This window comes from Falsiroseomonas sp. HC035 (assembly GCF_050563525.1).
Lineage (GTDB): Bacteria > Pseudomonadota > Alphaproteobacteria > Acetobacterales > Acetobacteraceae > Falsiroseomonas.
Window position 1 is genome coordinate 377880 of sequence record NZ_JBNXUN010000002.1, and the last position, 20047, is coordinate 397926.

At 71.3% G+C, this 20047-nt stretch carries 22 protein-coding genes; 13 read left to right on the plus strand and 9 right to left on the minus strand.

The window, feature by feature from the left end; translation table 11 throughout:
* A complete protein-coding gene (locus ACLF3G_RS06220) occupies positions 1-210 on the plus strand; it encodes a hypothetical protein (RefSeq protein ID WP_430668475.1) in 210 nt (69 codons plus the stop codon).
* Here the strand turns inward: ACLF3G_RS06220 and ACLF3G_RS06225 are convergent.
* Positions 194-802, minus strand: a complete 609-nt coding sequence (locus tag ACLF3G_RS06225) for a DUF938 domain-containing protein (protein ID WP_430668476.1) — start codon at positions 800-802, stop codon at positions 194-196. The two genes, ACLF3G_RS06220 and ACLF3G_RS06225, sit on opposite strands and share 17 nt — an antisense overlap.
* Positions 799-2355: a bifunctional metallophosphatase/5'-nucleotidase gene (locus ACLF3G_RS06230; protein WP_430668477.1), complete on the minus strand. Its 1557-nt coding sequence runs from the start codon at positions 2353-2355 to the stop codon at positions 799-801. Before ACLF3G_RS06230 ends, ACLF3G_RS06225 begins: the two co-directional genes overlap by 4 nt.
* A gap of 262 nt (positions 2356-2617) precedes the next feature.
* Here ACLF3G_RS06230 and ACLF3G_RS06235 point away from each other — a divergent pair, with 262 nt between their 5' ends.
* The 5 genes from ACLF3G_RS06235 (at position 2618) to ACLF3G_RS06255 (ending at position 6493) form a co-directional block, all read left to right on the plus strand.
* Positions 2618-3526: a sulfite exporter TauE/SafE family protein gene (locus ACLF3G_RS06235; RefSeq protein WP_430668478.1), complete on the plus strand. Its 909-nt coding sequence runs from the start codon at positions 2618-2620 to the stop codon at positions 3524-3526.
* Positions 3523-4314 (plus strand): TIGR02186 family protein, encoded by a 792-nt coding sequence (locus ACLF3G_RS06240; protein WP_430668479.1) that lies wholly within the window; start codon positions 3523-3525, stop codon positions 4312-4314. The genes ACLF3G_RS06235 and ACLF3G_RS06240 overlap by 4 nt, the downstream gene beginning before the upstream one ends.
* A gap of 121 nt (positions 4315-4435) precedes the next feature.
* Entirely contained in the window at positions 4436-4930 is a 495-nt protein-coding gene (locus ACLF3G_RS06245; RefSeq protein ID WP_430668480.1) for a universal stress protein, read from the plus strand.
* A gap of 263 nt (positions 4931-5193) precedes the next feature.
* Positions 5194-5760, plus strand: coding sequence for a NifU family protein (locus ACLF3G_RS06250; protein ID WP_430668481.1), 567 nt, complete (start codon positions 5194-5196; stop codon positions 5758-5760).
* Between the two features lie 127 nt (positions 5761-5887).
* Positions 5888-6493 (plus strand): malonic semialdehyde reductase, encoded by a 606-nt coding sequence (locus tag ACLF3G_RS06255; RefSeq protein ID WP_430668482.1) that lies wholly within the window; start codon positions 5888-5890, stop codon positions 6491-6493.
* Between the two features lie 51 nt (positions 6494-6544).
* On the opposite strand, the gene ACLF3G_RS06260 is transcribed toward ACLF3G_RS06255, so the two are convergent.
* Both ACLF3G_RS06260 and ACLF3G_RS06265 read right to left on the minus strand, forming a co-directional pair.
* Positions 6545-7474 (minus strand): CatB-related O-acetyltransferase, encoded by a 930-nt coding sequence (locus tag ACLF3G_RS06260; protein WP_430668483.1) that lies wholly within the window; start codon positions 7472-7474, stop codon positions 6545-6547.
* A 3-nt stretch (positions 7475-7477) separates the two neighbouring features.
* Entirely contained in the window at positions 7478-8128 is a 651-nt protein-coding gene (locus ACLF3G_RS06265; protein WP_430668484.1) for an RraA family protein, read from the minus strand.
* 122 nt (positions 8129-8250) lie between these two features.
* On the opposite strand from ACLF3G_RS06265, the gene ACLF3G_RS06270 reads away from it, so the two are divergent.
* Positions 8251-8559: a hypothetical protein gene (locus tag ACLF3G_RS06270; RefSeq protein WP_430668485.1), complete on the plus strand. Its 309-nt coding sequence runs from the start codon at positions 8251-8253 to the stop codon at positions 8557-8559.
* Here ACLF3G_RS06270 and ACLF3G_RS06275 read toward each other — a convergent pair.
* Positions 8484-9089: a DedA family protein gene (locus ACLF3G_RS06275; protein WP_430668486.1), complete on the minus strand. Its 606-nt coding sequence runs from the start codon at positions 9087-9089 to the stop codon at positions 8484-8486. The genes ACLF3G_RS06270 and ACLF3G_RS06275 overlap by 76 nt on opposite strands.
* Positions 9086-10753 (minus strand): ArnT family glycosyltransferase, encoded by a 1668-nt coding sequence (locus ACLF3G_RS06280; protein ID WP_430668487.1) that lies wholly within the window; start codon positions 10751-10753, stop codon positions 9086-9088. The genes ACLF3G_RS06275 and ACLF3G_RS06280 overlap by 4 nt, the downstream gene beginning before the upstream one ends.
* Before the next feature lie 49 nt (positions 10754-10802).
* Between ACLF3G_RS06280 and ACLF3G_RS06285 the strand changes: the two genes are divergently transcribed.
* From ACLF3G_RS06285 to ACLF3G_RS06310, 6 genes are all read left to right on the plus strand, one after another.
* Positions 10803-12131, plus strand: a complete 1329-nt coding sequence (locus ACLF3G_RS06285; protein WP_430668488.1) for an RsmB/NOP family class I SAM-dependent RNA methyltransferase — start codon at positions 10803-10805, stop codon at positions 12129-12131.
* 57 nt (positions 12132-12188) lie between these two features.
* Positions 12189-12656, plus strand: a complete 468-nt coding sequence (locus ACLF3G_RS06290; protein ID WP_430668489.1) for an Lrp/AsnC family transcriptional regulator — start codon at positions 12189-12191, stop codon at positions 12654-12656.
* A gap of 98 nt (positions 12657-12754) precedes the next feature.
* On the plus strand, positions 12755-13435 hold the full coding sequence (rpe, locus tag ACLF3G_RS06295; RefSeq protein ID WP_430668490.1) for a ribulose-phosphate 3-epimerase: 681 nt from the start codon (positions 12755-12757) through the stop codon (positions 13433-13435).
* A complete protein-coding gene (locus ACLF3G_RS06300; protein ID WP_430668491.1) occupies positions 13432-15123 on the plus strand; it encodes a heparinase II/III family protein in 1692 nt (563 codons plus the stop codon). Before rpe ends, ACLF3G_RS06300 begins: the two co-directional genes overlap by 4 nt.
* A 30-nt stretch (positions 15124-15153) precedes the next feature.
* Entirely contained in the window at positions 15154-16281 is a 1128-nt protein-coding gene (locus ACLF3G_RS06305) for a glycosyltransferase family 4 protein (RefSeq protein WP_430668492.1), read from the plus strand.
* Positions 16282-16331: 50 nt separating this feature from the next.
* Positions 16332-17222 (plus strand): hypothetical protein, encoded by an 891-nt coding sequence (locus ACLF3G_RS06310; RefSeq protein WP_430668493.1) that lies wholly within the window; start codon positions 16332-16334, stop codon positions 17220-17222.
* Between the two features lie 39 nt (positions 17223-17261).
* Here ACLF3G_RS06310 and ACLF3G_RS06315 read toward each other — a convergent pair whose 3' ends face one another.
* The 3 genes from ACLF3G_RS06315 to ACLF3G_RS06325 form a co-directional block, all read right to left on the minus strand.
* Entirely contained in the window at positions 17262-17609 is a 348-nt protein-coding gene (locus ACLF3G_RS06315) for a hypothetical protein (RefSeq protein ID WP_430668494.1), read from the minus strand.
* A 93-nt stretch (positions 17610-17702) separates the two neighbouring features.
* On the minus strand, positions 17703-19118 hold the full coding sequence (ahcY, locus tag ACLF3G_RS06320; protein WP_430668495.1) for an adenosylhomocysteinase: 1416 nt from the start codon (positions 19116-19118) through the stop codon (positions 17703-17705).
* Between the two features lie 106 nt (positions 19119-19224).
* Positions 19225-20046: an NADPH-dependent oxidoreductase gene (locus ACLF3G_RS06325; protein ID WP_430668496.1), complete on the minus strand. Its 822-nt coding sequence runs from the start codon at positions 20044-20046 to the stop codon at positions 19225-19227.
* Position 20047 lies beyond the last annotated feature (1 nt).

The window sequence follows — 20047 nt, forward strand, 5'->3', positions numbered from 1 at the left end:
GTGGGCACAATCCGCCGCGCCGCCGTCACCGGCCTGTTCGCCGCCTGGCTGGCGCCCCTGACCGCCAGCGCGGACCATGCCTCTGGACGCGACGCGGGCGGCGACCTGCGGGCTGAACGCCCGGCGGACCCGGAGCTTGAAGCGGTGGCGGAGCCGGACCAGCAGGCGGCGTCCTGGGAAGCCGATTCCGGGCCTACCGCCGAAACATGACCAGCAGGTTGTTCGCCGGCATCTCCAGGACCTTCCCCAAGCCGAGGCCTTCGGCCGCGGCGGCCGCGGCCACATCCTCCAGCCGGCGCAGGCCCCATTCCGGGTTGCGCTCGCGCAGGCTGGCGTCGAACTCCTCGTTGCTCGACGCGGTCGGCACGCCTTCGCGGCGATAGGGGCCGTACAGGATCAGGGGCGCGCCCGGTGGCAGCAGCCGGGCGGCACCGCGCAGCAGGCCGGGCGTCGCCGACCACGGGGCGATATGGATCATGTTGATGCAGAGCACGGCCGCGGCGTGCTCCAGCGGCCAGTCCACGGCCGCGGCATCCAGGGCCAGGGCCGGGCGGATGTTCGGGATGCCGGCGCACCAGGCATCGATGCTGGCGCGGGATTCGGCATCCGGGTCGCTCGGCTGAAACACCAGGCCGGGCAGCGATTGGGCGAAATACGCGCAATGTTCACCGGTGCCGCTCGCCACTTCCAGAACAAGGCCCTCGGCCGGCAGCAGGTGGCGCAGCGCGGCCATGATGGGGTCGCGGTTGCGCGCGGCGGCAGGGGCGACACGGCGCGGATCTTCCATGATCGGGAGCGTCATCGGGGGGCGATCCGGCCTTCCAACCGCGGTGCCACCTGGCCGAGCGCGGCCAGATGCGCGGTGAAGGCGTCCTCCATCGGCGGACCGGAATCATACGCCTCCAGCGCGTGGTCGCGCAGCATGGCGTAGCCGTCGCCGCCGCGGCGCAGGAAGTCGTTGGTCACCAGCAGATAGTCGGCCTCCGGCTGCACCGGACCGAGGCGGCGCCCGGTGGTGAGACGCGCCTGCGCGATGCGCTGCCCGGCGGGGGCGGCGGCATCCCAGGTGAAGACAAGACCCGCCACCTGCGGAAAGCGGCCGCTGCCGGGGTTGGAGACGCCGTTCTCCAGCGCCGCCAGCAGATGCGCGCCGCGCAGCCGCACCGTGGCCACCGTGTTGCCGAAGGGCAGCGTGGTCAGCACGTCGCCGAGCGTGATGATGCCGGATGGCAGCCCGGTGCGGATGCCGCCGGCATTGGTCAGCGCCAGGTCGGCCCCCGGCACCGCGGCCAGCAGCGCATCCGCCAGCAGGTTGCCGACGCCGCATTCGCCGAGCCGGCATGTGGTGTTCTCGAGTCCGCCGGCCGATTGCGCGACCAGCCGGCCGCGCACCTCCCCGAGCGGCGCGGCGAACTCCGCCACCAGCCGCGCGGTGGCGGGGTCTTCCGGCAGGTCTGCGGTGACTTCCGCCGCCTCGCCCTGGGCCGCCGACACCCGGCCATCCGGCGCCAGGTCGAGGTCCAGCCGCCCGCGCCAGCGGCCGAGCGCGCCGGCCTGCACGATGCGCACCGGGCGGTCGGCGCCCTCCACCACCAGGGGGCTCTGGAGGAAGCTGTGCGAATGGCCGCCGACGATCACGTCGATGCCGGGCACCGTGGCCGCCAGCGCACGATCGGCCTCCAGCCCGTGGTGCGACAGCACCAGGATCGTGGCGGGGCCGCCGGCGCGGATGCGCGCCGCCTCCCGCGCCACCGCTTCCTCCGGCGCGGTGAAGCGCAGGTTGGGGCCGGGGGAGGAGATCTGCGGGATGCCCTGCAGGGTCACGCCGATGACGCCGATGCGGGCGCCGCCCACCAGGAACACGGCAGACGGTGCCACCAGCCCGGCCAGCGCCGGTTCAGCCGAGATATCCATGTTGGCGGCGAGCAACGGCGCGCCCAGCGCCCGCAGGTAGCGAGCCAGGGTTTCGGGCCCACCGTTGAAGTCGTGGTTGCCGGGTGCCATGGCCTGTACGCCCCATTGGCGCTGCACCGCGGCCTCGGCCAGCCCGCGATGCATCGTGTAGAACAGGCTGCCGAGGAACTGGTCCCCGGCATCCAGCGCCAGAACCGCACGGCCTTCCGCCCCCGCCGCGGCCCGCGCCGCGTGGCAGCTGGCGACGAGCCGCGCGGCGCCGCCGGCGCAGGGCGCGCCGACACGGCAGGACGCGCCGCCGGCCTGGGCGCCTTCGTGGCGGCTGTGGAAATCGTTCAGGTGCAGGATCGCCACGCGGTGCGCCGTGTCCGCCCGGGCCGGGCGCAGCGCTGGAAGCGCGAGCGGCAGGGAGGCCAGAAGCTGGCGGCGGTGCAGGGTCATGGCTCGGCGCTCCCGCGGGACGGCGGCCCGCATAGCGGATCGCAACGGCTGCGTCACATGATGTTCGCAAGGCACGCCCGCCTATGCCCCCGCAGGCACGTCCACCTATGCCCCCGCGGGCACGCCCGCCTATGCCCCCGTAGGCACGCCCACGATGATCTGACCGTAACGACCTTCAAACCCGCCCCGCCCTGCCTTGCGGTGCGGGGCGCAGGGGTCGATACGGGATGAACTTGCCGCAAGATCGAGTGCCGGACGCGGAATGCAGGTCTATCTGCCGATTGCCGAGATGTCGGTGGATGCCCTGCTGCTGCTGGGCATCGGCTTCGGCGTGGGCTGGCTGTCCGGGCTGTTCGGCGTCGGCGGCGGCTTCCTGCTGACGCCGCTGCTGATCCTCATCGGCATCCCGGCGCCGGTCGCGGTGGGCTCCGGCGCCAACCAGACGATCGGCGCCTCGGTCTCCGGCCTGATCGCGCAGTGGCGGCGGGGCAACGTGGATTTCCGGATGGGCACGGTGCTCATCATCGGCGGCTTCTTCGGCTCCCTGGCCGGGGTGCAGCTGTTCGCCTGGCTGCGCCGCGCCGGCCAGGTCGACCTGGCGGTGGCGATCTTCTACGTCGTGGTGCTGGGCAGCGTCGGCGGGCTGATGGTGCGCGAAAGCCTCGGCGCGATCCTGCGCCGCAAGCGCGCCCGCCCGGCCCGGCTGCACGAGCACCTCTGGATGCACGGGCTGCCCTTCAAGATGCGGTTCCGCAAGTCGCGGCTGTACATCTCCGTCATCCCGCCGCTCGGCATCGGCTTCGGCATCGGCGTGCTGTCCGCCATCATGGGCGTCGGCGGCGGCTTCATGCTGGTCCCGGCGATGATCTACCTGCTCGGCATGCCGACGGCGGTCGTCATCGGCACATCTCTGTTCCAGGTGGTCTTCGTCACCGCCAACGTCACGTTTCTGCAGGCCATCCAGGTCGGCAGCGTCGATATCGTGCTGACCTTGCTGCTGCTGGCTGGCGGCGTTTCGGGGGCCCAATTCGGTGCGGCGATGGGCACCAAGCTGCGGGGGGAGGAAATGCGCGCGCTGCTCGGCGTGCTGGTGCTGACGGTGGCGCTGTCGCTGCTGTGGGACCTGCTGCGGGTGCCGGATGCGCTGTTCGTGATCGGGCCGGTTCCGTGAACAGGGCAAAGCGCCTGCTGGCATGCCTCGCGCTGCTGCTGGGTGGGCCGGCGCTGGCCCAGACACCGCCACCACCCCCGGCACCGCCGGTTGTGGCCCCGGTCGCGCCACCCTCCCTCGCCGCTGACCTTTCGCTGCGGCGGATCGAGGTCACCACCGCCTTTTCCGGGGCCGAGATCCTGGTCTTCGGCGCCACGGAGCGGCTGATCGGCCCGCAGGGCGACGAGGTGCTGGTGCTGGTCACCGGGCCCGAGACCTCGATGATGGTGCGGCAGAAGGTCAATGTGCTGGGCTTCTGGGTGAACGGCGCCGCCGCCCGCTTCAACCGGGTGCCGAGCTACTGGGCGCTGGCCTCCACCCGCCCGCTGACCCAGCTTCTGGACCGGGTGGAGCGCGGCGACCTGCGCCTGGCGCTGGACCAGTTGCCGCTCGTGCAGTTGGGCGCGCAGGGCGCTCCCTTCCGCACGGCGCTGGCGGAATTGCAGCAGGGCGCCGGGCTGTGGGTGGACCGCGACCGCCCGATCGAGGTCTCCGGCGGCCGGCTGTTTCATGCCCGGCTGCCGCTGCCGGCCACCGTCGTGCACGGCGCCTACCTGGTTCAGGTGATGCTGGTGCGCGACCGCCGCGTGGTGGCGCGGCAGGAATTGCGGCTGGACGTGGTGCGCACCGGCAGCGCCGCCTGGATCGCGGACATCGCGCGAGGCCAGCCGGTGCTGTATGGCATCGCCTGCATCATCCTGGCGGGGCTGGCCGGCTGGTTCGGCAGCGTGGTGTTTCGGCGCAGCTAGACCATGATCCGCGCTGACAGAAGCGCGGAGCATGATCTAGCCCTTTGTTTGTTCGCGTGATTCATGCCTCCGGCCGTTCCAGCCTCCGGCGATCACGCTCTAGATTCCGGGGGATTTGGACATGGGCGAGACGGCCGAGGCCGCGCAGGCGCGGCGGGACCGGGTCTTCCTGGTCGTGGTGGATGACAGCCCGGAGCGCACCCTGGCGCTGCGCTACGCGGCACTGCGCGTGCGCAAGTCCGGCGGCCGGGTGGCGCTGCTGCGGGTGATCGAGCCGGCGGGCCAGGTGGAATGGGCCGGCGTCGGCGCCATGCTGTCGGAGGAACGGCGGGAGGAAGCGGAGCGCCTGCTCTCCGGCCTGGCGGCGGAGGTGAACGAGATCACCGGCGGGCTGCCGATGCTGCTGATCCGAGAGGGCGATGCACGCGACGAGCTGCTGGCCCTGCTGGCGGAGGACCCTCGGATTTCCATCCTGGTGCTGGCCAGTTCCACCGGCGGGTCCGGCCCCGGCCCGCTGATCCAGGCGCTGACCGGCCGCTACGCCAACAAGCTGCCGGTGCCGATGACCATCGTACCCGGTGGCATCAGCGACGCGGAGCTGGAGAGAGTAACCTGATTTGGTGAGCGGCTTCAAAATTGCGAAGCCGCTCCCTCAGGCGCCGGCGACCCTCGGGGCCCGGGCTCGTCATGCCGAAGGCATGCCAGCGGCATCACGCAGAGCCGGCAGGCCGTATTCGCGGCCTCGGCCGGTGCTGCCGGCCGCAGGCCACGCGAGTCGCCCCGCGGGCGCCGCGTCACGCCGGCGGCCCTGCCCGTTGCAGCAGGACTTAAAACGGACCACATAGGTCGGGTATCGCCAGCACTGCGGAAGCGAAGAACATGTTCATCGAGACGGAAGCCACCCCGAATCCGGCCACGTTGAAGTTCCTGCCCGGCCGGGACGTCATGGCCGCCCGCGGCACCGCCGACTTCACCACCGCCGAGGACGCCACCGGCCGCAGCCCGCTCGCCGCCCGAATCTTCGGCGTGGGCGACGTCGCCCGCGTCTTCCTCGGCCAGGATTTCGTCACCGTCACCAAGACGGACGGGGCCGAATGGCAGATGCTGCGCCCGCGCGTGCTGGGCGCGGTCATGGAGCACTACCTGGCCGGCCTGCCGGTGATGGAAGGCGCCGACGCCGAGGCAGAGGCCGAGGATTTCGACCCGGAGCATGGCGAGATCGTCGACCAGATCAAGGAACTGCTGGACACGCGGGTCCGCCCGGCCGTGGCTGCCGATGGCGGCGACATCGTCTTCCGCGGCTTCCGCGAAGGCGTCGTCCGGCTGCACATGCAGGGCGCCTGCGCCGGCTGCCCCTCCTCCCGCGCCACGCTCAAGCACGGCGTCGAGACCATGCTGCGCCACTACGTGCCGGAAGTGGTCCGGGTGGAGCAGGTAGAGGCCTGACGCACCCCGATCGGCGGCCCGTTGGCGGCCCATCAGCGGCAGGGATGATGATCATCATCTCGCCCCCGTATTGGGCTGCGGCGCGGCGGCCTCATATGCCGGCTCCCAGCGAAGGAGCCTTCGGCACATGACGGATACCTTGGACGCAGCGACCCTGGACGATGCGGCGCTCGATACCCTGTTCCGGCAGGCGCGGACGCAGAACAAGTGGCAGGACCGGCTGGTGCCGGACAGCAAGCTGGAGGAGGTCTACGACCTCCTGAAGTTCGCGCCGACCTCGGCCAATTCTTCCCCCGCCCGCTTCGTATTCGTGCGGACGGATGACGGCAAGGCGCGGGTGAAGCAGGCGCTCTCGCCGGGCAATGTCGAGAAGACGATGACGGCGCCCGTCATCGCCATCGTGGCGCATGACACGGCCTTCTACGACAAGCTGCCCTTCCTGTTCCCGCACGCCGATGCGCGGTCCTGGTTCGCGGGCAATCCGGCCCTGGCGGAGACGACCGCCTTCCGCAACGGCACCCTGCAGGGCGCCTACCTGATCCTGGCGGCGCGCGCCGCGGGCCTCGATGCCGGTCCGATGAGCGGCTTCGACAATGCGAAGCTCGACGACCTGTTCTTCGCTGGCACCACCTGGAAGTCCAACTTCCTGGTCAACCTCGGCTATGGCGACCCCAGCGGCCTGTTCCCGCGCAGCCCGCGGCTGAGCTTCGATGAGGCGGCGCGGCTGGAATAGAGTCGGGACAGGAGGCTTGCGGGCAGCGTGCGGCGCACCGGAGCCGCACTCTCACAGGATGGTCCGGATTTCGTCCCACAGCGGGTTGGCTGAAGGCAGGTAGCGCCGAAGGCCTGCCTTCGCCTTTTCGAACTCCTCGACGAATCGGGCGGGATCCTGCAGCGGCAGCCGATGCAGGTCCGCAAGCTCGTAGTCCCACCATCGGGTGGCGGACAGGGACCTGCACAGGTCTTCGTCGAACCTGAACCGGATCAGCTTGGCGGGAGTGCCGCCGAAGACCGCATAGGCAGGCACATTCTTCGTGACCACCGACCCCGACGCGATGATGGCGCCATCCCCGATCGAAACGCCCCCCGAGATCATGACGTTGGATCCGATCCAGACGTCATGGCCGATGATGATCTCGCGCCTTTGCGGCTGCGGCGTCGGCACCTGGTTGAAGACGGGCGCCTGCCCATCCCTGGCCTCGGCATCCTCCAGATAGGACGCCACGAATTCCCTGTGCCGGTTGAAGACCGCGGAGGAGGTCGAGACGGCTTCAACCGGATGGCGGAACCCCACCATCCTCCCGCCCCCGGCAATCGAGCAATACCGGCCGATCCTCGTGTTGAACGGGAAGGCGGACATGACGGACCCGAAGGAGCCCAGGTGGTAGATCTCCTTGCCGGCTCCGATCGTCGTATAGCGCTCGATCACCGCCGCCTTGTTGAGCGTCACGATCGAGCCGATTTTCCACCGGCGGACATAGGGCCCGGTATACTTTGCCTTGTTTGCCCCGGTTCGCTCCTGGAAGATGTCCCTGCTTTCCAGAAACTCGTGAAATGCCTGCGTGACCTCGATGAACGCCCTGGATTTGTCTTCCGAGACCAATGACATACGATTTCCCCTACGCGCCGCGGGCTTCTTGGCAGGATCGGGTTCGATCGGCGGGCTGGCGCCCTTCGCAGATCCGGCCGCGCCGGTCGCGAACCGGCAGCGCACGAATCACAGCACGCCGTGCCGGGCAAACACTTCCGCCAGCTTCGCGCCGCGTTCCAGTTCCGCCATGGTGCTGTCCTCGCGCGACAGTTTCTCGGCGGCGGCGGCCAGCACGGCGTCCTCCAGCGCGCGAGGAATGACGACGATGCCATCGATGTCACCGAACACCAGGTCGCCCGGCGCCACCAGCACGCCGGCCACGGTGCAGGGCACGTCGATGGCGCGGATCTCGCCGCGGCCCTGGCTGTCCAACGGGCCGATGCCGGCGTGGAAGACGGGAAACTGCCGGGCGCGAACCTGCCGCACGTCGCGGACATAGCCATCGGTCAGGCAGCCCGCGGCGCCGCGGGCCTTGGCGGCGGTGGTCAGCAGCCCGCCCCAGGGCGCGATGCGCAGCGACCCGCCGACCGCCAGCACCACGACCTCCCCGGCCTGCAAGTCATCGACCAGTTGCATCTCCAGCGCATAGGGGTTGTGGCCGGGCGGAACCTCCGCGACCTCCATGTACTGGCCGGTGCGGGCGCGGCCGACCATCACCAGGTCCTCGTCCAGCGGCCGGATGCGCGGCGGCAGCGCCTGGTGGCGGGCGCCGCAGGCATCCAGGCTGTCCGACAGCAGCGGCGCGTTCAGCCGCGCCAGCAGGGCCGGGTCGATCATCTCGGGGTTTCCTCCGCGCTTGGGCAGCGACAGGTCAGCACGCGGCGGGGCGCGGGGACAACCGGTGGGAACCCCGGATTTGCACCGGGCGTTTCTCAGGCTGGGCAGAAGGAGTTCCGGCCATGTCGCCGAACCCGCTTTGGATCCTGGCCCGCAACCTGCTGGCCGGCTTCGGCATCGCCACGGCGGCGGTGACCGCATTGTGGATCGCCGACCCCGGCGGCCTGGGCGGCCTGCTGCTGCGGGATGCCAGCCATCCCGTGCCGCTGGCGCTGCTGTGGCTGTTCCTCGGCCTGACCTGCGGCGCGGTGCAGTTCGGCATCGCGTTGCAGTCGGGGTCGGGACCGCCACCGCCTCAGCCGCGCTTGCGCACCCGGGTGGACCAGATGTGCCACGCGTACGTGGCGATGAAGCCGCCGACGACGAGATAGGCCAGCGGTTCCAGCCAGCCCTCGATCCGGTCGTACTGGTCTTCCATGTAGTAGCCGGCCAGCGTCAGGAAGGTGATCCAGACGGTGCTGCCGAGCGCCGTCCACAGGTAGAAAACGTGGCGCGGGATGCGGATCAGCCCGGCCGGGATGGAGATCACCGTGCGGATGCCCGGCAGCAGCCGGCCGAAGGACAGCGCCACCGGGCCGTATTTCTCCAGCGTCGCCTCCGCCTTGCGCAGATCGTCCTCCCCCACCGCGAACCAGCGGCCGTAGCGGCCGACCATCGGGCGGATGCGGTCCGCGCCGACCAGGCGGGACAGCTCGTACCAGAACACGTTGCCGAGCAGCGTGCCGACGACGCCGGCGATCAGCGCCGCGACCAGGGACATCTGCCCGCGCGCCGCCGCGAAGCCGGCCAGCGGCATGATCACCTCCGACGGGATCGGCGGGAACAGGTTTTCCAGGAACATCAGCGCCAGCACGCCCGGCCAGCCGCCGGCGGCGACCACGCCCGTCACCCATTCGATCATTCGGCAACCCCGTACAGCATGATGGCGACCTGGCGGCCGCGGGAATAGTTGAAGCCGGCGACCAGCCCATGCTCCCGCACCGGCAGGCCGCGCGCGGCGGCTTCGGCGCGGAAGGCACCCTCCTGGCGGTCGGCGACGGCGACCAGCCTTCCGGGTCGGCCGCCCAGGAACTCGGCCGCGGCGGCGCCATTGGCCAGCAGGGCGATGTCGCCCCCCATCGCGAACAACAGAGAGGGTTCGTGGTAGCCGGCGATCCCGAACTGGGCGGCCGGCAGCGCCGGTGCCGCCTGCCGCACCGCGTCCGCGATGCGCGGCGAAAGCCAGGGCGTCGTCAGCCGCGGCAGCACGCCGCCGAGCGCCACCGCTTGCAACGGCACCGCCAGCATCACCGCCAGCAGCGCGGCACGGGCCGGCGCGCCCTCCCTCAGCATGCGCAGCAGGCCCCAGGCGAACAGCGCCGCGGCGGGAAGGCCGAGCAGCGCCATTACGGAAACCTGCCGGTCCGCCACCACCGGCAGCACGGCACAGGCGACGGCCAGGCCCACCGCCGTGGCGATGGCGCCGAAGGTGGCGAGGCCCGCCAGCCAGCGCGGCGGGGCGCGGCGCAGCGGGTCCAGCGCCCAGGCGGCGGCCAGCAGCATCAGCGCCGGATAGGCGGGCAGGGCGTAGTGCGGCAACTTGGTCGTCACCGCCTCGAACATCAGCCAGACCGGCACCGCCCAGGCGAGAAGGAAACGCGTCGCCGGCCGCAACCGGTCGGACCACACTCCAGGCGCCGCGCGCAGCACCAGGAAGGCGGCGGGGAAGGCCGCGATGCCGAAGCTCAGCAGGTAATAGCCGGGCGGGCCCCAGTGGTTCTCGTCGGCGCCGCCGACCTTGCCGAGCATGTCGCCGCCCAGCGCCTCCGCGATGAAGCGGCCCTCTGTCGCGATGGTCACGGCGACGAACCAGGGGGCGGCGGCCAGCAGCATCAGCGGCACACCCCAGGCCGGGCGCAGCAGCCGCAGCCAGGGCGCGCTCCGGTCCGCAATCGCCAGGGTGATGCCGGCCAGCAGCGGCACCAGCGGCCCGATAGGCCCCTTCAGCAGCACCGACGCCCCCAGCACCAGCCAGAATGCCGCCGCGTGTCGTGCGCCGAAGCCGCTGGGTGCGACATAGGCGCGCCCCATCAGCCCCATCGCCACGACGATGGTCCCCAGCAGCGCGGCATCGGTCTTGGCGATATGCGTCTCCACCCCCAGCACGAAGCAGCCGGCGAGCAGGGCGGCGCCGAGGAAGGCGGCCCGCCGGCCGACCAGCGCCCGGCCGAAATGGGCGGTGGCCAGCACCGACAGCATGGCGCCGATCAGCGACGGCAGGCGGTAGGCCCAGATGTCGGCACGGGTGCCGACGCCGAGCGCTTCGACCGCGTGCACCGCGGCGGCCTGCGCCCAGTGGATGCCAGCCGGCTTCTTGTTGCGCTCGACCTCGCCCAGGCGGATGCGGACGTAGTCGCCGGTCTCCACCATCTGGCGGCTGGCCTGGGCGAAGCGGCTTTCGTCGCGGTCGCCGGCGGGCAGGGTGAAGAAACCGGGCAGCCAGAACAGCAGGCACAGCAGCGCGAGCCAGGGAAGCGGCCGCCGCGTCTCCGGCAGCCGATCGAGAAACTCGCGGAGCGCCTGCATGGCGGCGCCCCTAGCATGGCGGGGTCCGGGGGGCCATAAACCGCGCGACATGTCCCCTGAAAATGCCCCCGACCGTCCCGCCGCGACCCGGCGGGTGACGGCCAAGCCGCCCAATTCCCGCGCTGCCCGCGCTGCCCCCCCGCCCGGCACGCGCAGCGCCGCGCTGGACCTGCTGGCCGCGGTGTTCGAGCGTCGGCGACCGCTGGAGGAGGCGCTGGACCAGTTGCCCGCCGCCATCGAACCCCGCGACCGCGCCGCCGCGCACCGCCTGGCGGCCGCCGTGCTGCGCCGGACGGGCAGCCTGGACGCGGTGCTCGAGCCCTTCCTGCGCCGCGAGCCGCCGCCGGTGGTGCGCGCCGCGCTGCGGATGGGCGCGGCCGAATTGCTGCTGCTGAACACGCCCGCCCATGCCGCCGTCGCCGCCACCGTCGCCGTGGTGCCGCGGCCCTTCGCCGGGCTGGTGAATGCCGTGCTGCGCAAAGTGGCGACGGAAGGCCCGGCCGCCTTCGCCGCGCTGGAATCCGAGAGGCTGGATACGCCGCCCTGGCTGTGGTCCGCCTGGCACGCCGCTTATGGCCCGGCGGTTCGCGCCATCGCCCGCGCGCATCAGTTTCCGGCGGCCCTCGACCTGACCCTGGCCCCGGGCGCGCCGCCGCCGGAAGGTGCGGTGCAATTGCCGACCGGAAGCTGGCGGCTGCCGGAGGGCACCCGGGTGACGGACCTGCCCGGCCTGGCGGCGGGCCATTTCTGGGTGCAGGACGCCGCCGCCGCCCTGCCGGCGCGGCTGCTGGCGGTGCAGCCCGGTGAGCGCGTCGCCGACCTGTGCGCCGCGCCCGGCGGCAAGACCGCGCAGCTCGCCGCCGCCGGCGCGCGCGTCACGGCGGTGGAGCGCGACCCGAAGCGGGCGGTGCGGCTGCGGGAGAACCTCGCGCGGGTCCATATGGAGGTCGAGGTGGTGGAGGCCGACGCCGCCACCTGGATGCCCGACGAAGCCAACTTCGACGCCATCCTGCTCGACGCGCCCTGTTCCGCCACCGGCATCATCCGCCGCCACCCCGACATCCCCCACCTGAAGCGCCCGAAGGACCTGCCCGCGCTGGTGGAGGCGCAGGCGCGGCTGCTGGCGCAGGCAGCGCGGCTGCTGCGGCCCGGCGGGCGGCTGGTCTATGCCACCTGTTCCCTCCAACCGGAGGAAGGCGAGGCGCATCTGGCCCGCGCCGAGCGCTTCGGCCTGGTGCCGGACCCCTTCTCGCCCACCGAGCTGCCCGGTCTGCGCACCGCGCTGATCCGCGGCGGCACGCTGCGCACGCGGCCTGACATGTGGGCCGAGCATGGCGGCCTGGACGGCTTCTTCGCGGCGCGTTTCCGCCTGCCCTGAATTGATCCCGGAGAAAACTGTGCTACCAACACCCGAATTCCGGGTTTTTGGGCAAAAATGGCTGCTGCCGAACTGGACCGAATCGACCGCGAGATCCTGCGCCTCATCATGCAGGATTCCTCTCGTTCCCTCGCCGAGATCGCGCAGGAGGTGGGTCTCACGCCCACTCCCTGCTGGAAGCGCATCCGGCGGATGGAGGAAACCGGCGTCATCACCGGGCGCGTCGCGCTGGTGGACCCGGCCAAGGTCGGGCTGCCGATCTCGGTCTTCGTCGCGGTCGAAACCGGTGACCATTCCGCCGAGTGGATCGCCCGCTTCGCCGCCGCCGTGGACAGCCTGCCGGAGATCGTCGAGTGCTGGCGGCTCGGCGGCGACGTGGACTACCTGCTGCGCGTGGTGGTGCCGGACATGGCAGGCTACGATTCCTTCTACCGCCGCTTCGTCGCCGCCGTGCCCGCGCTGCGCAAGGTAACCGGGCGCTTCGCCATGGAACGGGTGAAAAGCACCACGGCCCTTCCCCTGTGATCCATGGCATTGTGATCGGGCCGGACCCGTTCGGAATGCGGTTCCAGCCGCCACGGGCGGTTTCCCCCCGCTCCGGCGGCGGCTAGAACCGCTGGGACATGTCCAGATCCCCCCGCATCGCCCCGTCGCTGCTCGCCGCCGACTTCACCAGGCTGGGCGAGGAAGTCGCCGCCATCGAGGCCGCCGGGGCCGACTGGCTCCACCTCGACATCATGGATGGGCATTTCGTGCCCAACATCTCCTTCGGCCCGGGGCTGGTGAAGTCGCTGCGCAAGCGGTCCGGGATGTTCTTCGACGTCCACCTGATGATCGCCCCCGCCGACCCCTACCTGGCCGCCTTCGCCGAGGCCGGCGCGGATCTCATCAGCCTGCACCCGGAGGCCGGGCCGCACCTGCACCGGTCGCTGCAGACCATCCGCGGCCTCGGCAAGCAGGCCGGCGTGGTGCTGAACCCGGCGACCCCGCTGGAAACCGTGGCGCCGGTGCTGGACCTGTGCGACCTGGTACTGGTGATGTCGGTGAACCCCGGCTTCGGCGGCCAGTCCTTCATCCGGTCCCAGCTGGCGCGCATCGCGGCGCTGCGGGCCATGATCGCGGCCAGCGGGCGTGACATCGCGCTCGAGGTCGATGGCGGCGTCACCGCCGCGACGGCGCCGGATTGCCTGGCCGCCGGGGCGGATGTGCTGGTCGCCGGCACCGCGGTATTCGGGACCACCGACTACGCCGCGGCCATCGCCGGGCTCAGGGCCACGACCGGAACCAGGGAACAGGCCACATGATCGGGGGGGTCCTGCGCGGCGCGCGCCGCATCATCGCCAACCTCAAGCCGATCAAGGTGCCGGAGGGCCCGGCGCGATCCTTCCGCGACCTGTGGCCGGGCGATGCCGCGCGCGGTGCGCGCCTGCTGCGCGGCGAATTCGAGGCCTTCGGCACGACGCGCCCGCTGCGGCCGCAGGAGGATGAGGGCCCGCCGCGCAGCACCGACTGGATCGCGGCCAATACCAACGGGAGCACGGCGAGCGCGTGGCACGCCGCCGCGCATGGCTTCGCCTGGCTGCGCGACCTGCGGGCGCTGGGCACCGATGCCGCGCGGATGCGCGGGCGGACGCTGGCGGCCGATTGGCTCGCCTTCGGCAGCCACGACCCGCTGGCCGAGGCGCCGGAGGTTGCCGGCGCGCGCATCTCCGCCTGGCTCGGCCATTGGGACTTCCTGGCGGCGACGGCGGAGGACGAGTTCCGCAAGCAACTCATGCAGCGCCTCGCCCAGGATGCGCGCGGCGTGGTCGCCGGCCTGCCGGCGGAAGCCGCGCATCGCGGTGCGCTGGTGGCGCTGAAGGGCGGCATGGCCGGCGCCGTGGCATTGGGGGAGGAAACCTGGCTCGCCCGCTGCGTCCGCTTCCTGCCGCAGGAGCTGGAACGCCAGTTCCGCCCGGATGGCGGCCATGTGGAACGCAGCCCCGCCATGCAGTTGGCCGCGCTGCAGGACCTGATCGAGATCCGCAACCTTCTGCATGGCGCGGGGGTGGAGGCGCCACCGCAGCTCGCCGCCACGCTGGACCGGGCTGCGCCCGCCTTGCGCATGCTACGCCACGCCGATGGCGGCCTGGCGCTGTTCAACGGCACGCGGGACGAACAGGCCGCCTTCATCGACCTGGTGCTGACCCAGGGCCAGTCGCGCGGCCGCCCGCCGCCCTTCCTGCCGGATACCGGCTTCCACCGCCTGGCCGCCAGCCGCACGCTGGTGCTGATCGATTGCGGGGCGCCTGCCCCCGCCCGGCGCGATGCTACCCCCGGCGGCCTGCCGCGGGGCGCCGACCGCAACGCCCATGCCGGCACCCTGTCCTTCGAGATGTCGGTCGGGCGCGAACGCCTGATCGTGAATTGTGGTGCCGCCCCGGCGGCGGACGGCGAATGGCGCGACGCGATGCGTGCCACCGCGGCGCATTCCACCCTGGTGCTCGCGGATACCAATTCCTCCGAATTGCGGCCGGATGGTCTCGGCCGCCGCGTCGATGCCGTCACCACCGACCGGTTCGAGGAAGACGGCAAGCTGTGGCTGGATGCGACGCAGGATGGCTGGCAGCGCCAGTTCGGCGTCCGCCACCGGCGCCGCCTGTTCCTGTCGGATTCCGGCGATACGCTGATCGGCGAGGACCTGCTGGAGCCAGTGCGGGAAGTGAACGTGCCGGCCTTCGTGCTGCGCTTCCACCTGCATCCCTCCGTCACCGCCAGCCTGCAGCAGGATGAGCAGGGGGCGCTGCTGCGGCTGTCCTCCGGCGTCGGCTGGCGGCTGCGCACCGGCCCCGGCATCCGCGTCGCGATCGAGGAAAGCATCTACCTCGGCGGCGAGGCCCGGCGCAGCAATCAGGTGGCCCTGCATGCGGAGGCCGGCACCACCGCGCTGCAATGGTCGCTGGCCCGCGTCGGCGTACCGGCCCCAACCACGCCCGAATCCCAGCCGGAATAGGACAGGCGCCGCCTTCCGCACCTGCGCGCCATGAAGATCCTCGAGGTCACCAACGTCGATTTCTCGCTGGTGCATTTCCTGCTGCCGCTGATGCGCGCCCTGCGCGCGAACGGGCATGAGGTGGTCGGCTGCTGCGCCGAGGGTCCGTTGCTGGAAGGACCTCGTGCGGAAGGCTTCCGCATCGCCACCGTGCCGCTGGCGCGCAGCCTGAACCCGGTGCCGCAGGCCCGCGCGCTGGCGGCGCTGGTGGCGCTGATCCGGGCGGAGAAGCCGGACCTGGTGCATGCGCACATGCCGATCAGCGGCCTGCTGGCCCGCACCGCCGCGCGCATCGCCGGCGTGCCGCGTATCGCCTACACCTGCCACGGCTTCCTGTTCAACCAACCCGGCCCCTGGTGGCGCGGGCGGCTGGCGCTCGGCCTGGAACGCGCCGCCGGCCGTATCACCGACACCTACCTGACCGTCAGCGCGGAGGAGGCGGAGGATGCGCGGCGGCTTGGCATCCACCCGAACCCAGTCGCCGTCCTGAACGGCCGCGATCCAACGCGATTCCGGCCTGATCCGGCGGCCCGTGCGCGGCTCCGGGCGGAACTCGGGGCGAGGGAGGCGGATTGCGTGGTGCTCGCCGTCTCCCGCCTGGTGCGCCACAAGGGCTTTCCCGAATTGCTGGCGGCGATGGCCGCGACGCCGCCGAACTGCGTGCTGTGGGTTGCTGGCCAGCGGCTGGCCACCGACCATGGCGAGGACATGGAGCTGCATTTCGAGCGTGCCGCTGCGACGCTCGGCCGGCGGCTGGTCCGGCTCGGCTACCGGCGCGACGTACCGGCGCTTATGGCGGCAGCCGACCTGTTCTGCCTGCCCTCGCATTTCGAGGGCCTGCCGATGTCGATCATCGAGGCGATGCTGACCGGCCTGCCGGTGGTCGCCACCAACATCCGCGGGCCGCGCGAACAGGTGGTGCCGGAGGAAACCGGGCTGCTGGTGCCCGCCATGACGGTGGCGCCGCTGGCCACGGCGCTGTCCCGCCTGGCTGCCGACACGGCGCTGCGCCAGCGCATGGGCGCGGCGGGCCGGGCGCGCGGCCTGCTGCATTTCGACGAGGCGAGGGTCCTGCGCAACACCCTGGATCTATTGGAGGCCGGCGGCCCAGACGCCTGAACTCCGGACGGTTCCACACGTTGGGCGCCGCGTGTCCGGAGTAGAGAATCATGCAGCAATCCACCACCACCGTCGCAGCGACGGATAAGCTTCCCTCCCGCGTCTCCTGGGGCGCCATCCTGTCGGGTGCGCTCGTCGCCGTCGTGGTCGGCGCCATGTTCAACATCCTGGGCGTCGCCATCGGCGCCAGCACGGTCGACCTCGCCATCCCGGGGGAGACGCCGGAGGCTTCGACCTTCGGCATCGCCGGCGCCGCCTGGTTCCTGCTGTCCAACCTGCTCGGCCTGGCCTGCGGCGGCTACGTCGCGGCGCGGCTGTCCGGCACGGCGGATGATACCGACGGCGTACTGCATGGCCTGTCGGTCTGGGCGATCGCGTTCCTGGTCTCCGGCGTGCTGCTCGGCAACGTCGTCGCCGGCACGGCGCGCGGCGTCGGCTCCGCCGTCAGCAGCGTGGCCAGCGGCCTCGGCTCGGCCGCCGGCAGCCTGGGTTCGGCCGCCAGCGAGGCGGTGCCGGAGGTGAACCCGCAGGCGCTGACGGAACGCCTGCAGGCCAGCTTCCAGGGCGGCGGCGAGCCGGCGCAGATGACCCCGGACCAGCGCCGCGCGGAGATGGCGCGTATCGTCGGCGAGCGGGTGACCAGCGGTGAGCTGGCGCAGCCCGCCCGCGACCGCCTGGCCAATCTGGCCGCCGCCGAATTCGGCATCCCGCCGGAGCAGGCGCAGCAGCGCGTGCAGGAGCTGGAGGCCGAGGCGACCCGCGTGGCGAACGAGACGGAGCGGCAGGCCCGCGAGGCGGCGGATGCCGCGGCGCGCAGCGCGGCGATCGGCGCCTACTGGCTGTTCGCTACCCTTCTGCTGGGTGCGGCGGCGGCGGTGATCGGGGCCAAGATCGGCACCCGCAAGACCATCCTGCTGTCGGCGAACCGCCGCTACAGCTGAGGCAAGACGGCCCCCGCCGGACCGGCGGGGGCCGCGAACTCAGTGGCCGGCGCGCGCCGCGCGAACCGGTGCGCCCTTGCCGCCCAGGCGGCGGATGGCGACGCTGAGCAGAATGAGCAGGACGCCGCCGACGATCAGCGCAGCGCTCCAGAGCAGGGTGTGGGTCAGGGCTTCCCCGGCCAGGCTTGGCCCGCTGCTGGCGAAGACGCCTAGCACCAGGGCCACCAGAAACCCGAAGACGCCAAGCGTGAGGCAGACCAGCGCCGCCGCGTCGGCGAGCGTTCCCGCCATCGCGGCGAAGGAGGAACGCGTGCTGTCCGCGTTTTCCTGCAAGGTGCGACCCACCAGGAACAGGAACAGCAGCGTGATACAGACCCAAAGCCACATCCCGGTCGCCCCTAGTCAAATCCCGCCAAAACGCGGCGCCGCATCATGCGGACGCCGCGCTTTTGCAGCAAGCGCAACCGGATGTGCAAGGCCTCAGTAGCGGTACTGATCGCCCTTGAAGGGGCCCTGTTCCGGCACGCCGATGTAGCCGGCCTGCTGCGGGCTCAGCGTGGTCAGCTTGGCGCCGACCTTGGCGAGGTGCAGCGCCGCCACCTTCTCGTCCAGGTGCTTCGGCAGCACATAGACCTTCTTCTCGTACTTGCCCGGGTTCGCCCACAGCTCGATCTGCGCCAGCGTCTGGTTGGTGAAGGACGCGGACATGACGAAGGACGGGTGGCCGGTGGCGTTGCCCAGGTTCACCAGGCGGCCTTCGGACAGCAGGATGATGCGCTTGCCGGTCGGGAACTCGATCTCGTCCACCTGCGGCTTCACGTTGTCCCACTTGTAGTTCTTCAGCGCCGCGACCTGGATCTCGCTGTCGAAGTGGCCGATGTTGCAGACGATGGCGCGGTGCTTCATGGCGCGCATGTGGTCGGCGGTGATGACGTCCACGTTGCCCGTGGCGGTGACGAAGATGTCGGCCACCGGGGCTGCATCCTCCATGGTCACCACCTGGTAGCCCTCCATCGCCGCCTGCAACGCGCAGATCGGGTCGACCTCGGACACCATCACGCGGCAGCCGGCGTTGCGGAGCGAGGCGGCGGAGCCCTTGCCGACGTCGCCGAAGCCCGCGACCATCGCGACCTTGCCGGCCATCATCACGTCGGTGCCGCGGCGGATGGCGTCCACCAGCGATTCACGGCAGCCATACAGGTTGTCGAACTTGGACTTGGTCACGCTGTCGTTGACGTTGATCGCCGGGAACAGCAGCTTGCCTTCCTTGGCCATCACGTACAGGCGGTGCACGCCCGTCGTGGTCTCCTCGGAGACGCCGACGATGTTCTTGGCGAGTTCGGCGAACCAGCCCGGCTTCGTCTTCACCAGCTTCTTGATGAGGGCGAAGAAGACCTCCTCTTCCTCGTTGGTCGGCTTCTCGAGGAAGGCGACGTCGCCCTGCTCGGCGCGCAGGCCGTAATGCACCAGCAGCGTCATGTCGCCGCCGTCGTCGAGCAGCACGTTCGGCGTGCCGCCATCGCCCCACTCCAGCGTCTTCTGCACGTAGTCCCAGTATTCCGGCAGCGTCTCGCCCTTGATGGCAAAGACCGGCGTGCCGGCGGCGGCGATGGCGGCGGCGGCGTGGTCCTGCGTCGAGAAGATGTTGCAGGAGGACCAGCGGACATCGGCGCCGAGGTGCTTCAGCGTCTCGATCAGCACGGCGGTCTGGATGGTCATGTGCAGGCAGCCGGCGACGCGGGCGCCCTTCAGCGGCTGCGTCGGGCCATATTCGGCGCGGACGGCCATCAGGCCGGGCATCTCGTCCTCGGCCATGCTGATCTCCTTCCGGCCCCAGCCGGCGAGGGACATGTCCTTGACGATGAAGTCGGTGGTCTGGCCGTGGGCGTCGGGCATGGGAAATCCTTCGGTCGCGTATGACTTGGCTGGCGCCGTGTAGCAGCGTGGCGGCATCAGGCCAAGCTATAACCACAAAGCATAAGGATATCTTTATGTTTGGCGCTTATTTCAGCGGGAACCCCAGCGCCGTCAGCGCCTCCCGCATCCGGTGCCGCCCGCTCAGCCCGGCGGCGGTGCCAACCCGCGAAATCATGCGCTGGCTCCAATCCTGGCGCCCCATGCCCTGTGCCTCCGAAAATGCGCCGAGCGCGCCGTCGTAGCCCGCGATGCCCGCTGGCTCCCCGGCCACGCCATACTGTTCCCGGTGCAGCACCAGCGCCTGCGGCAGCCGCGGCTTCACCGCGCCTTGCGCGGCGGGGTGGCCCACCGCCATGCCGAAGGCGGCGAAGGCGCCGGGCGGCAGGGCCAGTTCGGCCGCCACCTTTTCCGGATGGTGCCGCAGCGCGCCGACATAGACGGTGCCGAGGCCGAGCGATTCCGCCGCCACCAGCGCGTTCTGCGCCGCCAGTGCCGCATCGACCAGCGCCACCATGAAGGATTCCAGATAGTCCAGCCCCTCCATCCGCGTCTGATGCGCCTCGCCCAGCCGGGTCAGGCGGGACAGGTCGGCGATCCAGCACAGGAACAGCGGCGCCTGGCGGATGAAGCCCTGTCTGGCCGATAGGTCGGCCAGCCGGTTGCGCCGCCCCTCGTCCTGCACCGCCACGACGCTCCAGGCCTGGAGGTTGGAGGAGGTAGGCGCGGATTGCGCGGCGGCGACCAGCGTCTCCAGCGTGCCCTCGGCCAGCGGCGCATCCGTGAAGGCGCGGATGGAGCGGTGGCCGAGCAGCGTTTCCAACACCGGGTTCGTCGCCTCCAGCGCCTGGTCGGGGCCGGCGCCTTCGCCGTAGCGGGCCTGCACGGGATTGGGCGTCTGCTGGTCCATG

What these genes read in the sequence shown, in the direction of transcription:
- ACLF3G_RS06225 (WP_430668476.1), bottom strand. Translation starts at nt 802, where the DNA reads ATGACGCTCCCGATCATGGAAGATCCGCGCCGTGTCGCCCCTGCCGCC.
- ACLF3G_RS06290 (WP_430668489.1), top strand. Translation starts at nt 12,189, where the DNA reads ATGGCTGCTGCCGAACTGGACCGAATCGACCGCGAGATCCTGCGCCTC.
- ACLF3G_RS06300 (WP_430668491.1), top strand. Translation starts at nt 13,432, where the DNA reads ATGATCGGGGGGGTCCTGCGCGGCGCGCGCCGCATCATCGCCAACCTC.
- ACLF3G_RS06310 (WP_430668493.1), top strand. Translation starts at nt 16,332, where the DNA reads ATGCAGCAATCCACCACCACCGTCGCAGCGACGGATAAGCTTCCCTCC.
- rpe (WP_430668490.1), top strand. Translation starts at nt 12,755, where the DNA reads ATGTCCAGATCCCCCCGCATCGCCCCGTCGCTGCTCGCCGCCGACTTC.
- ACLF3G_RS06280 (WP_430668487.1), bottom strand. Translation starts at nt 10,753, where the DNA reads ATGCAGGCGCTCCGCGAGTTTCTCGATCGGCTGCCGGAGACGCGGCGG.
- ACLF3G_RS06250 (WP_430668481.1), top strand. Translation starts at nt 5,194, where the DNA reads ATGTTCATCGAGACGGAAGCCACCCCGAATCCGGCCACGTTGAAGTTC.
- ACLF3G_RS06270 (WP_430668485.1), top strand. Translation starts at nt 8,251, where the DNA reads ATGTCGCCGAACCCGCTTTGGATCCTGGCCCGCAACCTGCTGGCCGGC.
- ACLF3G_RS06275 (WP_430668486.1), bottom strand. Translation starts at nt 9,089, where the DNA reads ATGATCGAATGGGTGACGGGCGTGGTCGCCGCCGGCGGCTGGCCGGGC.
- ACLF3G_RS06265 (WP_430668484.1), bottom strand. Translation starts at nt 8,128, where the DNA reads ATGATCGACCCGGCCCTGCTGGCGCGGCTGAACGCGCCGCTGCTGTCG.
- ACLF3G_RS06255 (WP_430668482.1), top strand. Translation starts at nt 5,888, where the DNA reads ATGACGGATACCTTGGACGCAGCGACCCTGGACGATGCGGCGCTCGAT.
- ACLF3G_RS06285 (WP_430668488.1), top strand. Translation starts at nt 10,803, where the DNA reads ATGTCCCCTGAAAATGCCCCCGACCGTCCCGCCGCGACCCGGCGGGTG.
- ahcY (WP_430668495.1), bottom strand. Translation starts at nt 19,118, where the DNA reads ATGCCCGACGCCCACGGCCAGACCACCGACTTCATCGTCAAGGACATG.
- ACLF3G_RS06245 (WP_430668480.1), top strand. Translation starts at nt 4,436, where the DNA reads ATGGGCGAGACGGCCGAGGCCGCGCAGGCGCGGCGGGACCGGGTCTTC.
- ACLF3G_RS06230 (WP_430668477.1), bottom strand. Translation starts at nt 2,355, where the DNA reads ATGACCCTGCACCGCCGCCAGCTTCTGGCCTCCCTGCCGCTCGCGCTT.
- ACLF3G_RS06305 (WP_430668492.1), top strand. Translation starts at nt 15,154, where the DNA reads ATGAAGATCCTCGAGGTCACCAACGTCGATTTCTCGCTGGTGCATTTC.
- ACLF3G_RS06315 (WP_430668494.1), bottom strand. Translation starts at nt 17,609, where the DNA reads ATGTGGCTTTGGGTCTGTATCACGCTGCTGTTCCTGTTCCTGGTGGGT.
- ACLF3G_RS06235 (WP_430668478.1), top strand. Translation starts at nt 2,618, where the DNA reads ATGCAGGTCTATCTGCCGATTGCCGAGATGTCGGTGGATGCCCTGCTG.
- ACLF3G_RS06325 (WP_430668496.1), bottom strand. Translation starts at nt 20,046, where the DNA reads ATGGACCAGCAGACGCCCAATCCCGTGCAGGCCCGCTACGGCGAAGGC.